At 33.1% G+C, this 15,632-nt stretch carries 10 protein-coding genes; 6 read left to right on the top strand and 4 right to left on the bottom strand.

Annotated features, from left to right (window positions below; all coding sequences use genetic code 11):
* Window positions 1-121: 121 nt before the first annotated feature.
* Window positions 122-2,587 carry a leucine--tRNA ligase gene (leuS, locus tag ROY99_00870; GenBank protein MDT3694909.1) on the bottom strand — a complete coding sequence of 822 codons (2,466 nt, stop codon included), beginning with the start codon at window positions 2,585-2,587 and terminating at the stop codon, window positions 122-124.
* A gap of 252 nt (window positions 2,588-2,839) precedes the next feature.
* On the opposite strand from leuS, the gene aspA reads away from it, so the two are divergent.
* The 6 genes from aspA (at window position 2,840) to ROY99_00840 (ending at window position 13,047) form a co-directional block, all read left to right on the top strand.
* Window positions 2,840-4,699: an aspartate ammonia-lyase gene (gene aspA / locus ROY99_00865; GenBank protein MDT3694908.1), complete on the top strand. Its 1,860-nt coding sequence runs from the start codon at window positions 2,840-2,842 to the stop codon at window positions 4,697-4,699.
* Window positions 4,700-5,028: 329 nt separating this feature from the next.
* Window positions 5,029-7,086 (top strand): acetate--CoA ligase family protein, encoded by a 2,058-nt coding sequence (locus ROY99_00860; GenBank protein MDT3694907.1) that lies wholly within the window; start codon window positions 5,029-5,031, stop codon window positions 7,084-7,086.
* Window positions 7,087-7,175: 89 nt separating this feature from the next.
* The gene (locus ROY99_00855; protein MDT3694906.1) at window positions 7,176-8,228 is read left to right on the top strand and encodes an LD-carboxypeptidase; all 1,053 of its coding nucleotides are present in this window, start codon (window positions 7,176-7,178) and stop codon (window positions 8,226-8,228) included.
* A gap of 56 nt (window positions 8,229-8,284) precedes the next feature.
* On the top strand, window positions 8,285-8,827 hold the full coding sequence (locus ROY99_00850; GenBank protein MDT3694905.1) for a hypothetical protein: 543 nt from the start codon (window positions 8,285-8,287) through the stop codon (window positions 8,825-8,827).
* On the top strand, window positions 8,827-11,295 hold the full coding sequence (gene priA / locus ROY99_00845; protein MDT3694904.1) for a primosomal protein N': 2,469 nt from the start codon (window positions 8,827-8,829) through the stop codon (window positions 11,293-11,295). Before ROY99_00850 ends, priA begins: the two co-directional genes overlap by 1 nt.
* A 60-nt stretch (window positions 11,296-11,355) precedes the next feature.
* Window positions 11,356-13,047, top strand: coding sequence for an ABC transporter substrate-binding protein (locus ROY99_00840; protein ID MDT3694903.1), 1,692 nt, complete (start codon window positions 11,356-11,358; stop codon window positions 13,045-13,047).
* A 104-nt stretch (window positions 13,048-13,151) separates the two neighbouring features.
* On the opposite strand, the gene ROY99_00835 is transcribed toward ROY99_00840, so the two are convergent.
* The 3 genes from ROY99_00835 to ROY99_00825 all read right to left on the bottom strand — a co-directional run bounded on the left by ROY99_00835 (window position 13,152) and on the right by ROY99_00825 (window position 15,624).
* On the bottom strand, window positions 13,152-13,964 hold the full coding sequence (locus ROY99_00835; GenBank protein ID MDT3694902.1) for a YIP1 family protein: 813 nt from the start codon (window positions 13,962-13,964) through the stop codon (window positions 13,152-13,154).
* 80 nt (window positions 13,965-14,044) lie between these two features.
* Complete coding sequence (locus ROY99_00830; GenBank protein MDT3694901.1) at window positions 14,045-14,497, bottom strand: hypothetical protein; 453 nt, start codon at window positions 14,495-14,497, stop codon at window positions 14,045-14,047.
* The gene (locus ROY99_00825; protein MDT3694900.1) at window positions 14,494-15,624 is read right to left on the bottom strand and encodes a DUF4221 family protein; all 1,131 of its coding nucleotides are present in this window, start codon (window positions 15,622-15,624) and stop codon (window positions 14,494-14,496) included. The genes ROY99_00830 and ROY99_00825 overlap by 4 nt, the downstream gene beginning before the upstream one ends.
* Window positions 15,625-15,632: the final 8 nt, after the last annotated feature.

Below are 15,632 nucleotides of genomic sequence, written 5' to 3'. Positions count from 1 at the left end.
TAAACCCACTTTAATTAAAAAACGCTTTTATGATTAAATCAGTTATGTTAGTGTGAGTGTAATTGTCATTAATCATAATTAATCAGTTTTGATCTGATAATCAGTGCACCATTGCGATTATTTATTTAACCACAATGTTATAAATTTTATTTTTTACGAATATCTCTTTTATTATTGTTTTACCACTTGTAAACTTGGTTACTTTTTCATCAGCGAAAACGAGCGGCTTAACCGCATCCTGCTCACTGTTCATAGCAACAGGAATTGTAGCCCTCAATTTTCCATTAACCTGAACAGCTATGTTAACTGTATCCTCAATCAATGCATCTTTATCAATTCCAAACGTAATTTGATTTTCAAAAATGGATCTTTCATTCCCGATTATCTGCCAGCATTCTTCTCCAAGATGCGGTGCAACTGGTGCTAACATATATGCAAATCTTACAAGAACATAACTCTGAATTTCTTTACTGCAAGATTCTAAAACTTTAAGTTCGTTTATCAGTTCCATTAAAGAAGCAATAGCAGTATTGAATCTGAAATGTTCTATCTCTTCATTAAACTTATTTAAAGTTTGATTTACCTTTCTATAAACTCTCTTCTCATTGTCCGACAGCGATGCGATATCATATTGATCTTTTGAGTGATAATCTCTGTTTACATTTTTATATTCATTAAACAGTTCATAAGCCCGCATTACAAATCTTTCAACGCCGGAGATTCCTTTATCGCTCCAATCTCCGCCCTGATCGTAAGGACCCATAAACATCAGGTACATTCTGAAAACATCAGTTCCATATTTAATGATAAAATCATTTGGATTAACAACATTACCGCGGGACTTGGACATTTTAGCACCGTCTTTTGTAATAACACCCTGATGTACAAGTTTTGCAAATGGTTCATCGCTGTTAACTAAACCGATATCACGTAAAAACTTGTGAAAGAATCTTGCATAAAGAAGATGCATAACTGAATGTTCTTTTCCGCCGACATACATATCAACGGGAGTCCATTTGTTTGCAAGGTTTTTATCAAATGGTGCATCAGAAAATTCAGGATCAAGAAATCTCAGATAATACCATGATGAATCAACAAATGTATCCATCGTATCTGGATCTCGTTTTGCATCTGTACCGCATTTAGGGCATTTAACATTGATGTACTTCTCGTTTCTTGCAAGAGGAGATTCACCGCCGAGTTTGAAATCAACATCATATGGAAGTTTAATTGGTAATTCACTTTCATCAACCGGAACTTCGCCGCACTTTGGACAATGAATTATCGGAATTGGTGTTCCCCAATAACGCTGTCTTGAAATCAGCCAATCGCGCAGACGATAATTTATTTTTCTTTTTCCAAGATTATTTTCTTCAAGATAATTTATTACCTGTCCTATTCCTTCATCAGAACGCACACCATTAAATTTTCCTGAGTTAATCATCGTTCCGACTTCTGTAAATGCAGTATCAAGTTTATCATTTTCGTTTGTACCGTTTTGCAAAATTACTTTGCGGATTGGAAGATTAAACTTAGCTGCAAACTCAAAATCTCTTTCATCGTGGGCGGGCACAGCCATAACACAGCCTGTTCCATAAGTAATTAACGCATAGTCAGCTATCCACACAGGAACTTTTTCGTTGTTTACAGGATTGATTGCAAAGGCACCTGTTGGTACTCCGGTTTTTTCTTTTACAGTTGAAGTTCGCTCAATTTCTGTTAATAACTTTGTTGATTCACGATATTTATCAATACCTGGTTTAAATTCCTGCTTTGTAATTTTATCAACAAGCGGATGCTCGGGAGCCAGTACAACATAAGTAACACCGAATAAAGTATCAGGGCGGGTAGTAAAAACTTTTATTTCATCTTCATCGTTATCAACTATCTTAAAAGTAACCTCTGCACCTTCACTTTTCCCTATCCAGTTTTTTTGTTTTAAGATTGTTTCTTCAGGCCAGTCAATTTTTTTATGTCCTTCAAGAAGTTCTTCAGCATAATCAGTTATTTTAAAAAACCATTGAAAAAGATTTCTTTGAATAACCTGTGTTCCGCATCTCTCACAACATCCATCAATTACCTGTTCATTTGCCAAAACAGTTTGATCTTTCGGGCACCAGTTTACAGGAGCATTTTTTCTGTAAGCTAATCCGCGTTTAAACATCTGAAGAAAAATCCATTGATTCCATTTGTAATATTCCGGAGCGCAGGTCATTAATTCTACATCCCAATCATACATACATCCCATTTTTTTAAGCTGTTCACGGATGTCTTCTATATTTTTTAATGTACTATCCTGCGGATGAATTCCTGTTTTAATAGCATAACCCTCTGCAGGTAATCCGAAAGCATCATAGCCGATAGGTTCAAAAACATTATAGCCCTGAAGTTTTTTAAATCTTGCCCAGCTGTCAGTTGGTCCGTAATTATACCAATGCCCGATATGAAGTTTTGCACCGGATGGATAAATGAACATTACAAGAGTATAAAGTTTTTTATCTGTTTTAGTAAGATCGGTTCTGTAAGTCTTGTTATCTTCCCAAAATTTTTGCCATTTGGATTCTATTTCTGAAAATGGATATCTCATTTATTATTTGATAATTATTGAAAAATGAAGCCAAATTTAGCTATTTGAGAAGGGATTTCAAATTGAATTTTATATGTGTTGTGGTTTGTAGTAAGCGTAATAATCGTTTTTATCTGCAATCATAAGTCTCTGTTTATGATGTACAGCAAAAATGTTTACTGCCGGTCATTTATTATTAATCAGTTCAAATAAGTTTAAATGAAAATAAGAGTAAATTTGCACAACAGTAATTTATAATATATAGGAAGTGATATGGAAAAAACACAAATACAAGAATTCTTAAAACAAATACAATTATTTAAAGAACTTAACGATTCACAATTAAAAATAATATGTGAGAAAATAAAAGTTGAAAATTTTTCTGCTAACAGTATGGTTTTTAATGAAAATAATATCCGGCAGAACTTGTTTGTAATTTATGATGGCGAAGTTGAATTATTTAAACGCACACCTTATGGAGGAGAAAAGCGGCTGTCAATTTTTAGCAAGTATGATTTTCTTGGTGAAGGTGCACTGATGGACGATTCACCGCATTCAACCTCAGCCCGTGCCACAATTGATTCTATAATTTTTATTTTATCAAGAGATAGTTTCAAACAATTAATGAAAGAGGACAACGAAACAGCAGTAGCGATTCTTTCAAGCATTGGAAGAGTTATCTCAAGAAGAATGAGTGCTGCAAATACACGGGTAATAAATATCGCTGCTCAATATCAGTCTGGCAGAACAAGGAACGAACATGATTTACTTGGTAATCGCGAAGTTCCGCACGAGTATTATTACGGAGTGCAAACACTGCGGGCACTGGAAAATTTTAACATTAGCGGAGTAACGTTAGATTTTTATCCTGTTCTTATTGAAGCACTTGCAATGGTTAAAAAAGCTGCTGCAAAGGCTAATTATGATCTGGGTCTTTTATCCAAACCAATATCAGGTGCAATTGTTCAGGCTTGTGATGAGATAATAAACGGAAAATTACACTCACATTTTGTGGTTGATATGATTCAGGGCGGTGCCGGAACATCAACAAATATGAATGCTAATGAGGTTATCGCAAACCGTGCTCTTGAAATTTTAGGATATGAAAAAGGTGATTATAAATATTGTCACCCTAATAACCATGTTAATTTGTCTCAATCCACAAATGATGCTTATCCTACTGCAGTTAAAATTGCCTTAATCAACTCAAAGAAAAAGTTAGTAGAAGTTCTGCAGGAGCTGATAGAATCATTTAGAAAAAAAGCAGATGAGTTTTCGGGTATAATTAAGATGGGAAGAACTCAATTGCAGGATGCGGTTCCAATGACACTCGGGCAGGAATTTGAAGCTTATGCTGTTATGCTGAATGAAGAAGTTAAGAGGCTTGAACAAAATGCAAAGTTATTTTTAGAAGTTAATATGGGTGCCACAGCAATCGGAACCGGAATTAATTCTCATCCTGATTACTCAGCTAAAGTTGTTACACATTTAAGAGAAGCTACAGGATTGGATATTGTGCTTGCAGAAAATCTTGTTGAAGCTACACAGGATACAGGTGCATTTATAATGTTCTCTTCCGCTGTTAAAAGGTTAGCTGTTAAACTTTCAAAGATCAGCAATGATTTAAGATTGTTATCATCAGGACCAAGAACCGGAATTAACGAGATCAACCTGCCGCCGATGCAGCCAGGTTCATCTATAATGCCTGGTAAGGTTAATCCGGTTATACCAGAAGTTGTAACACAAATTGCATTTAAAGTTATAGGAAACGATTTAGTTGTAACACTTGCCGCAGAAGGAGGTCAGCTTGAGCTTAATGTTTTTGAACCTGTAATTGTTCAAAGTTTATTTGAATCTATTGAAATGCTTAAGAATGGAATGATGACACTTAAAGTAAGATGTATCGACGGCATTACTGCAAATAAAGACAGATGCAGAAAACTTGTTGAAGGAAGTATCGGAATTGTTACTGCACTTAATCCGGCACTTGGTTATGAAACTTGTACTAAGCTTGCTAAAGAGGCTCTCGAAACAAATCGCGGAGTTTATGAATTAGTGCTTGAGCAGAAGTTATTATCAAAAGCAGAGCTTGATGACTTACTTAAGCCTGAGAATATGATAAGACCAAGATAGGGGTTAAACATATCTCTTCATTAATTTGGATGATAAGACGGTTTTAATAATTACCCGCGGTACACATAACAGTCTGGGCGGCAGTACTGCTATTTTGTAAACGCGGGTAATTTTTTGCGGATGAAATATCATTGTTCCTACAACAAACGTTAAAAAATTTAACAAACATTCTCCCTAATAATTTGCGCGTTTATTTATCGTGCAATTTTTTTTTAGAGTTATGCTTATAATTAACAGAAATTATAATCGGATAATCTTGAGACAACATTCAATTTCTCATCTCTTTACCTTAATTTTGGTATATCAAAAAAAATAAAGATTGGTAAAATATGGATTCCGTTTTTGATCAATACTTCTACCCCGATACAATCTGCATCGTTGGTGCATCTTCAAAACCAAAAAGCCTCGGTTACGAATTGACCAAATCAGTAAAACAATACGGTTATACCGGCGATTTAGCTCTTGTAAATCCAAAGGCAGATGAAATTCTCGGCTTTAAATGTTATCCAACAATCAGTTCAATAGATTATAGAATTGATCTTGCAATTGTTATGGTGCCAAAGCAATTTGTCGAAGATACAATCAAAGAATTGATTGCTAAAAAAACTCAGGCTATTATACTGATCACTGCCGGATTTAAAGAAACAGGAGAAGCAGGGGCAGATGCAGAGGAAAGAATTTTAAAAATTATTCATGATTCTAATGCAAGATTGGTTGGACCAAATTGTATGGGGATTATTAATGCACTTTCTTCGGTTAAGATGAATGCAACTTTTGTAGCAGAAGAACCAAAGGAAGGAACAATGGCTTTCTGCTCACAAAGCGGTGCTATCGGTGCTGCTGTATTAAACTCATTACGCGAAACCGATATTCGTTTCGGACAATTTATCAGCGTTGGAAATAAAGCTGATGTAAACGAGAATGATCTGCTGGAGTACTGGCAGAATTGTAAAGATGTTAATGTTATCACCTACTATCTTGAAAGTTTTGTTGATGGTGAAAAGTTTATAAAATATTTTATTGATCAAAAGATCACAAAACCGGTTATTGTTGTAAAGGGAGGAAGAACATCAAGCGGTATTAAAGCTGCTTCGTCACATACGGGCGCTTTAGGAAGCAGTGATAAGGTAGTTGATGCAGTATTAAATCAGTTTGGAATTATTCGTGCTGATGATCTGAACGATATGTTCAATACTGTAAAAGGATTTGAAGAATTTCCGGCACCGAAAGGTAACCGTGTTGCGGTTGTAACAAATGCAGGCGGACCGGCAATTCTAACAGTTGATACTCTTGAAAAAAATAATCTCGTGTTGGCTGATCTTTCGCAGGAAACAAAATTAAAACTTAAAGAAATAGTTCATCCGGAAGGAAGCGTTAATAATCCCGTTGATCTTCTTCCAGGCGGAACAGCAGAACAGTTTAAAGCTGTAAATGAAATTCTTGTTCAGGATGAAAATGTTGATTCAGTTATTTCGGTCTTTGTAGAACCGATAATGGTTAAAGCTTTACCTGTAATCGAAGGAATTAACGAAATAAAATCAGAGAAACCAATATTTCAGGTTGTTATGCCGTTGCCAGAATTCTGGCAGGAGTACAGAGTTGAATCAAAAACCAAACGTGCATTGTTCCGGAGACCAGAAGACCCGGCGGTAGTTATTAATAATCTTCTGAAATACTGGGGAAGGAGACCGGACTCTAACAGGGTTTATCCTGATGAGATAATTAAAGATTTTAATCTGTTAAATAAAGCAGGACGGTTTCTTACTCAAAGCGATGTTAATGATTTGTGTAATCATTATCATCTGCCGGTTGTAAAAAATGAAATGCACAGCATTGATGAATTGAATAAAAGGGAAATACATTTTCCCGTAGTTCTTAAAGCTGTTGGTGAAAAGATTATCCATAAAACTGATTTGAAAGGGGTTGTGCTTAATATAAAAACCAAATCTGAGCTTATTAAAACTTGTGAAAAAATGATTTGGGATTTTAGCAGCAGAAACATACAGCTTGATTCATTTCTGATTCAGCCTTTTTTGACCACTAAGTTTGAATTATTAGTCGGGGCTTTCCGCGATTCAAGTTTTGGCCCGATGATTATGTTTGGTTCCGGCGGCAAATATGTAGAATATCTTGATGATACAGTTATTCGTTCTGCTTACTTAACAGAAAACGATATTGATCAAATGCTTAACTCAACAAAAATCGGAAAAATTATTCAAGGTGTCCGGGGTGAGGAATCTGCAGATATTAACACGATAAAATCTATTATCAAAAATCTTGCACAAATGATGATAAATCATAAAGAAATTATGGAGGTTGACTTAAATCCACTAATGATAACATCTGAAAACAAAATTTTTGCTGTTGATGTAAGAATTAAGTGTTAGATTATTAACCTTAGAGGCTGTACATCCAAAACCTCGAAGGTTTTATTTTTCAAACTCGCATTTTCAAATTATCATTCCTAAATTAAACTATGAACCGAAAAAAATTTATAACATCAGTTTCCGCTGCTTCAATTGGAGCGGCAGTTTTACCTCATTTGAGTTTCCCCAAAAGTATTTTATTTGATGAGCCACCAGTTATAAAGCCGCCAAGACTAAAACCGGGAGATAAACTCGCTATTATTGCACCAGGCAGTTATATCTCCGAAGATGATTTGCAGGAATCTGTTAAAAATCTTACTCAACTTGGATTTGAAACTACTTATTCTAAAAAAGTACTGATGCAAACCGGATATTTTGCCGGTAGTGATAAAGACCGTACTGAAGATTTAATTGAAAAGTTTGAAGATAAATCTGTTAAAGGAATTGTATGTGCCCGCGGTGGTTATGGCTGTGCCCGCATTCTTCCAATGTTGAACAATGAAATAATTAGAGCTAATCCAAAAGTGCTGATTGGTTACAGCGATGTTACTGCTTTGTTGTATGGTATTTATCAGAAAACAGGTCTGATAACTTTTCATGGTCCTGTTGGTACATCAACTTTTAATGATTACTCGGTGAACAATTTTAAAAGAGTCTTGATGGAGCCTAAAAAAAATTCATTATTCAAAAATTCTGAGGACGGAACAGATGAAAACAAATATGGAGTTACTACTATTGTAAAAGGCAAAGGCACCGGAAGATTAGTCGGAGGAAATTTATCCATTATGGTTTCGCTTATCGGAACTGAATTTGATGTTGATTATTCAGGTAAAATAATTTTTATTGAAGAAATTGGAGAAGAGCCTTATCGCATTGATAGAATGCTTACACAATTAATTCAATCCGGAAAGTTTAAAAACGCTGCCGGAGTTATGATGGGTATTTTCAGCAAATGTGAGAGCAAGTTGAAAGATCCATCATTTGATAAAACGTTTACTTTAATGGAAGTATTAAAAGAAAGACTTGGTGATCTTAAAATACCTGTTGTGTACGGAATGTCTTTTGGGCACATTGTAGATAAATTTACAATACCGTTTGGTGCGTTAGCTCAGCTTGATACAAACAATCAAACATTGTCCTTGTTAGAAAAGGCAGTTATTTAATTAAACGAAAAAATATACTTTAATGCTTTTGAGTCATTGATAAAAGGAGAAATAATTTGAAAAGAATAATTTATTTGATTTCAATACTAAGCCTAACCCAGTTTTCCGGCTGTATTATATTTAACGCAGTATCTTATGAAGTTAATGTAAATGATGATGGAACAGGAACAGCAACTGTTTTCATTGAAGATATAAACACTGATGCAACTACACCTGATAAAATTATTGAAGAAGCAAATAATATTCTTCAGCATGGTTTAAAAAGTCAGCAGTTTATAGATGATATGAAAGCTGAAGGGAAGTATATTGTTTTACGCACTGTTGAAGTAAAGGATGAAAAGCTAAATGCAATTGTAAAGTATAACTTTGATGATATAAATAGAGTTGAAGGAATGCAATATGAAGCACCGTATTATTTTTTAACAATTCCGCCGACAGATAGTATTATCTCTACAAATGGTCAGATTTCCAGAACCAAAGATTATCAGAGAATCATCTGGGATAAATCTATAAAAGTCTTAAAGTTTAAAATGTTTGGTGATGAAACGAATGGTGAAGGACTAACTTCACTTGCAAAGTTTTATGAGAAAGAGGATTGATGTTTGTTGAAGTTGTTTTTCAGCGCCCATTTAGAAAAGCATTTACTTATTCAGTTCCTAAGGAATTAGAAGAATATGTAAAAGTCGGGGTAAGGGCTGTTGCTCCTTTTGGAAAAAGAACTTTAACAGGATTTATTATAAATATTCCTGATTCAATCTCATTAAAAAGGGATGAAGTAAAACCAATAACCGATATCCTTGATGATAGACCTGTCTTCACAAAAAAATCAATAAAATTTTACCAATGGTTAGCTGAATATTATATATGCTCGCTTGGCGAAGCATTAAAACTGCTCGTACCTCAGGGAACAGATGTTGAGACAAAAAGGAAAATTGTTGTTGATAAAGAATATGTTAGTGAACTGTTATTAAAAGAGAAAAAAAAAGATTCTGTAAACTTCAAACTCCTTCTTGAGCTGTCTAAAAAAACTGAAATAAGTTTTGCCTCCCTTCAAAAAGCTGTAAAGAAAAAAAATATTTATTCACAGATAAGAAAATTACACAATCAGGGTGCAATAACTGTTGTAGATGAGTTAAAAGAAGCAGCAGTTAAAATAAAAAAAGTCAGATATGTTAAACTTGCCAAAACCATTGCTGAAATTTATTCTTTGTTCCCTGAGCTTGATAGAAATTCCCCGAAACAGGTTAAAATATTATTGAAATTGATCGAAGCAAAGGATATTGCTTTTCCGGCTGCTGAACTTCTGCATAAAACAGAATCCTCTCAATCATCATTAACCGGATTAGAGCAAAAAGGCTTAGTTAAAATATTTGAAAAGGAAGTTGACAGAAGATTTAAAGAACACTATGAAGAAAAGCATCAACAATTAATTCTTACAAAAGATCAGCAGACAGTTGTTGATGAAGTTACCAAATCTCTGACTAAAGGTGAGTTTAAAACATATTTACTGCACGGGGTAACCGGAAGCGGTAAAACTCAGGTTTATATTGAACTGGCAAAAAAAGCAATTGAGAAAAATAAATCGGTTTTAATCCTTGTTCCCGAAATTTCTTTAACTCCTCAAATTACATCGCGGTTCTTTAACAATTTTGGTGATACTGTTACTGTTATACACAGCCGTATGTCGGCTGGAGAAAGATACGACTCGTGGCGCAGAGTGTTAAATGGAAAATCAAAAGTTGTTATAGGCGCCCGCTCAGCTTTATTTGCCCCATTGGATAAAATTGGTTTAATCGTAGTTGATGAAGAACATGATGCAAGTTATAAAAGCTTTGAAATGATTCCGAAGTATAATGCGCGTGATTCAGCCGTTGTACTTGGTAGCATTTTTAATTGTCCTGTTGTTCTTGGTTCTGCAACTCCATCTATTGAAAGTATGTATAACGCTGAGGTTGGCAAGTATGAATTATTATCACTTCCAAATAGAATTGATGATGTGAAACTGCCAAAAATTACATTTGTAAACATTGCTCACGAAAAAAATAAATCTAAAAATGAAACTGTTTTCTCAAAAGTTTTACTTGATAAAATAGAAGATCGGTTAAAGAAAAAAGAAGGTATTATCATTCTGCAAAACAGGCGAGGCTTTTCTACACAAATATTTTGTAGCGATTGCGGTGAAGTTGAAATGTGTGAAAATTGTTCTGTGCCGATGGTTTATCATATAAATCAAAATAAAATACAATGTCATTATTGCGGATTGATTAAACCTGTTCCGGGTGCCTGTACTCATTGTGGTTCAATAAATATAAAGTATTTCGGAACAGGAACCGAAAGAGTTGAAGATGAATTACAGTTTTATTTTCCTAAGGCAAAAGTTGAAAGGATTGATTCTGATTCCATTACAAAAAAAGCTTATCTGAGTAATCTTCTGCTTAGTTTTAGTAAAGGTGAAATTGATATCCTTGTAGGCACTCAGATGGTTTCTAAAGGATTGGATTTTGCACGGGTTACATTGGTTGGAGTAATTTCTGCTGAAACAACTTTGTGGCTTCCTGATTTTCGTGCTGATGAAAGAACATTTCAGCTTCTTACACAGGTTTCCGGAAGAGCCGGACGAAGCAAGGCTGAAGGCGAGGTTATAATACAAACTTATAACGAGAGAAACTTTGTTCTTAAGAAGGTATTTGAAAATGACTATGCTGGTTTTTATACAAAAGAAAAAGCAGACAGAGAAAAAATGGGCTATCCGCCTTTTACAAGAATTGCATTGATTGAATCAAAGGATAAAAATATTGATAAAGCTAAAGGTGCAATTACTGATTTTTACAAAGAAATAATTAAGTATAAAAAGTTTCTTAAGATATCCGATCCAACTACTGCACAGATATTCAAACTAATGAACAATTACCGCTATCATATTTTAATAAAGAGTTTTAAAGATAAAGACCCCGGCGGAGCAATTTTAAGGAAAGCTATATTAGATTCGTGGACTGAGTTTAATAAGAAATCACGCTATAGAGATGTAAATTTATTTTATGACGTTGATCCTCAAAGTATAATGTAAAAATTAATTATGTTTATCCGGAAAATATTTTTAATGAAGAATTCAAAAAGGAGCCCGAAAATGCTCAATAAAATATTAAAAGTTAAAGCCAATACCTCTGTTCAGTATTTTATTATGTTGTTATCGCTTTTAGGAATATTGGTTTTCACTCAGTGCAGCCGCGATGTCCGAAAGAATAAAGATATTGTTGTAATTGGTATTACAGCCGATGTTGCGACATTAAATCCTATGTTTGCTTTTGATTTACAAGAAGGACACCTGACAGATCTTTTGTACTTAAAACCTGCGATTGAAAAATGGAACGACTCTTTAGGTTTGATAGAATTTGAGCCAATGCTTGCTGAAAGCTGGATTGTTAAGCCTGATTCTAATCTGATAACTTTTAATCTAAGAGATAATCTATTTTGGTCTGATGGTGAACCAATAACCATCGAAGATATTATATTTTCTTTCGATGTATATTCTGATCCCGTAGTAAACAGCCGGTTGTACGGATTGTTCGGAAATTTTTTTACAGATGAAAATCTGCATATTGATTTTAATAAATCGTTTAGAAAAAATTCTGAAAAAAGTTTAACAATCTTCTTTAAAGATTTTAAACAATACTCCTTTCTGGATTTTAATTTTGCAATACTTCCTGCTCATGCATACAAAAATGTTTTAAGAGAAAACATTGAAACAAGTGAGCTTAATTATAAACCAATTACAAGTGGTCCGTTTAAATTACTTAAATGGGACCGCGATCAAAAGATTCATCTTGTTGCTGACAGTTTATGTTATCTGTTCAACAAGAAGAACATTCAGGAAATAATCTTCAAAATTATTGCAGATGATTTTTCAATGTTTACTCAATTAACAACGGGTGAGATTGATTTAATAGAAAATTTAGAAGCCGAAAGAGTTAAAAAACTTAAAGACTTCGATCAGATAACAGTCGGTTCAATTAAAGGAAGAGATTTTGATTATTTGGGCTGGAATAATATTGATCCGGCAGCATTTCAGCAAAAACAAATCAAAGCGAATAAGTTTTTCGGATCAGCAAAAGTTAGAAAAGCTCTTTCAATCAGTATTAATCGTAATGAGATATTTAATTCGATAATCGGGGAGTCAGGACAGATTTATGATTCACCGATTTCTCCGGTCTTTAAATCATATTTAGATTCTTCATTGTTTAATTTTGAATATAACCCATCACTTGCCCAAAAGATGCTTGAGGAAGAGGGATGGAAAGATTTAAATGGAAATGGAACGCTTGAAAAGAACAATATTGAGTTTTCATTTGAGATATATTCAAATATCGGAAATCCAATTCGGGAGTATGCTGCAAATATCATAAAAAACAATTTGAAAGAAGTGGGAGTTGAAGCTAAAATAATCTTTATAGATAAAGGCGGATTTATTGATGGATTAATAAATAAAAAATACGATGCGTGGCTTTCGGGCTGGACTGTCCAAATTCCGATTAATCTTGATAACTTCAGCGACCCGAACTCTGAAAAAGGAATGTTTAATTTTTCAAGTTACAACAATCATGATGTTAATACACTTTTGAGCAATCTAAATCCCACTGATAGCCAGGATAAGTATATAACTACATATAAAACTATTAGCAAAATATTTAGGGATACTGAACCAATAACTGTTCTTTTTTGGCAGGATAACATTATCGCATACAACAAGCGAATAAATAATATAAAATTTTCACCGCTTGGTTTGTTTACATATGCTTGGGATTGGAAAATCGAAAAGTAGGTTGTTATTAAAACCTTCGAGGTATTTAAAACCCCGAAGGTTTAACTACTCTTTTAGTGAAAAAAATTCTGCTCGCCACCAAAACACTAAAAATTATGAAAACTTTATCTTAACATTCCGCCAAGCTGAGGTACAGCCTGAACTAAACCAAAAATGATAAACATAAAAATCAGCCATACAGCAAATGAAGTTATAACGTATTTTTTCACATTATCCGATTTAAACATCTTTGCAAATGCAATTCCAACTACGATATAAAACCAGATTGTAAACAGATCTAATCTGCTAAGTAAGAATCCCGGAAGTGTCTTCAAATCCATACCTGTTAATGAAGCTGGATTTAAACCAGTTAACATTTTACCCATCAGCATTCCTACAATTACCAGAATTATGCTTCCAAGTACAGAAATATAAAGCGGCAAACCCATTGCAGTCATAGCCTGACTGTATGTTCCATCTCCCTTGAGTGCAAATTTAGCTATTAAAAAAGCTAAAGTAGTAAGGACAAAAAACCACAAAAACATTATAATAAAGACACTAATGGACGGAATCAGATATAAAAACATTGGATTATTAACAAACTGTGCAGATTGTTCCATTTGTTGATCAGCTTGTTCTCTTGTCATTTGTCCGCTTTCAACCATTTTATCAAACTGTTCACGCATTGCTTTTTCTTGCTGCTGCTGCATCTCATATTTAATTTCCGGATTAGACATATAAATAAAAGTTGAAATGATTGCAACAATAATTAAAGCTAGCAGCGGCAATATCCAATCAGTCGCTTTAGTTGGAAAGAAAACAAGTTTAGAAAAAAGATTGGATGGCTCAGAAATAACACCAACAATTTTATCTGTGTGTGATAACTCCTCAATTTCTTGTTTTGGTTCTTGTGGTTGTAAGGTATCTTCAGTTTCCATTGCTTCTCCTGTTTATTTTTGAAATGACACATCAGAAAAGTATTTATGATTCAATCAAAAGGCAATAAGAAAATAGTGGATTAACGAAGTTTAATAAAATCTGTTATTGGTGGATCATTTGGATTAAAGGATTTTATTAGTGTTATCTTTTTATCTTTCACTTCAATTAGTGTAACATTTGCTAAATCAAGATTTAATGATTCAAGTTTTTTTTCAGAATCATTTATGTACTCTGTTTTAATTTTTAATGAATCCGGAATTAAATTCTGATCCGCAGAAATAATAGTAAAGTATTTTTTACGATTTAAATCAATATAACTATATAAATCATTTACAGTTTTTACTTTACAGCCATGACAGCCAAAATCAGAGACAAGAATATAATAATGCAGACCAACAGGAAAGTTTAAACTGAAATTATTTTTCAAATAAGAAGAAAAGATTTTTGTTCTTTTATCTGTAATATCGTCGTGTTTATCAACGCAAGAAATGATAATAGATACAAAAAATAATGCTAAAAATATTTTTCTCATTTTATTGTTACCTTAAAAATATCACCAGAAAATATATGTTTTCCCTCTTTACCAATTGATGGAAGTAGAATTCCATTTTTAGTTGGGATTAAACCAGGCACATAATATTTTTTGGAATCAACTAAAATTTCATCTAATATATCTAGGTTTTCATCGAGGACAATAATAGAATAATCGATGTCTTCAGTGGTTTTGAAGCTCCCATCTGCATTTTCTAGTTTATTTATTGGAAGTTTAACTATTCTATAGTACAGATTATTATATTCATCAAAAACTATTCTCTCATAGGATGGTTCAGACAAAATATATTTTTTTAAATAATTGAAATTTCTTGAGTCATTAAGCTTTATATCGTTGAACTCATTTATATACTTGCTTTTAATCATTTTCTCTTTAATAAGTGTTCCCTCTTTATTGTATATTATTACATGATGATCTTTATTAAATGATAGGATAATATTGTTTTCGTTATCAATGGAAAATGATGGGAAAAAATTATAAAAGTTTTTAGACTCTTTCGTGTATGCTTTTGGAAAATGTCCAAAGAATTTCAATTCTTTAGAACTACTAGAACGCAGATTCAATATTACATTAGTAGTTGATTCATAATATTTATTTAAGGATAGATAATCATCTATGAGAATACCTCTTCTATAAGTTGGTAAAATGATTTTGTTGTCTTTAAAAATACCTCTACTTCCAGGAGCAATTGAAAGAATTGAATAATCCGGAGAATTATCAATATTCCATTCGTTTACTTTATTTCCAAATTTGTCAACTAAAGTTATTTTATTTAGAAGAGTGCTTATCACAATTAGCGAATCCAAATTGACTGCTAAAATGTCATTATTACCTGGGATAATTACATTATAAATACTATTTAGATTAATGCTTGATTTCTTTTTGTTTGTGTGAATATTATAAAAATTTATAGTATTTATTGATGTATCTAAAGTTGTTATATAATTTTCTCCATCAACAACGAGATTTTGTATAAAAGTTAAAGTTTCCTTGTTGGATATTTCTAATTCAACATCGCCAATTTTATCAAGTATAATATTATCTTGCTTTTTATAACAACCATAGTTTAATATGAGTAAAATAAATATGAGGTTAAAAAATTTCATTGATTATT

The organism is Ignavibacterium sp. (assembly GCA_032027145.1).
Lineage (GTDB): Bacteria > Bacteroidota > Ignavibacteria > Ignavibacteriales > Ignavibacteriaceae > IGN3.
The sequence above is the reverse complement of the archived record's forward strand: the minus strand, read 5'-3'. Positions and strand labels throughout refer to the sequence as shown.

Excerpts from the sequence above, each read along its gene's own strand:
- leuS (MDT3694909.1), bottom strand. The coding sequence starts at position 2,587 with ATGAGATATCCATTTTCAGAAATAGAATCCAAATGGCAAAAATTTTGG.
- aspA (MDT3694908.1), top strand. The coding sequence starts at position 2,840 with ATGGAAAAAACACAAATACAAGAATTCTTAAAACAAATACAATTATTT.
- ROY99_00860 (MDT3694907.1), top strand. The coding sequence starts at position 5,029 with ATGGATTCCGTTTTTGATCAATACTTCTACCCCGATACAATCTGCATC.
- ROY99_00855 (MDT3694906.1), top strand. The coding sequence starts at position 7,176 with ATGAACCGAAAAAAATTTATAACATCAGTTTCCGCTGCTTCAATTGGA.
- priA (MDT3694904.1), top strand. The coding sequence starts at position 8,827 with ATGTTTGTTGAAGTTGTTTTTCAGCGCCCATTTAGAAAAGCATTTACT.
- ROY99_00840 (MDT3694903.1), top strand. The coding sequence starts at position 11,356 with ATGCTCAATAAAATATTAAAAGTTAAAGCCAATACCTCTGTTCAGTAT.
- ROY99_00835 (MDT3694902.1), bottom strand. The coding sequence starts at position 13,964 with ATGGAAACTGAAGATACCTTACAACCACAAGAACCAAAACAAGAAATT.
- ROY99_00830 (MDT3694901.1), bottom strand. The coding sequence starts at position 14,497 with ATGAGAAAAATATTTTTAGCATTATTTTTTGTATCTATTATCATTTCT.
- ROY99_00825 (MDT3694900.1), bottom strand. The coding sequence starts at position 15,624 with ATGAAATTTTTTAACCTCATATTTATTTTACTCATATTAAACTATGGT.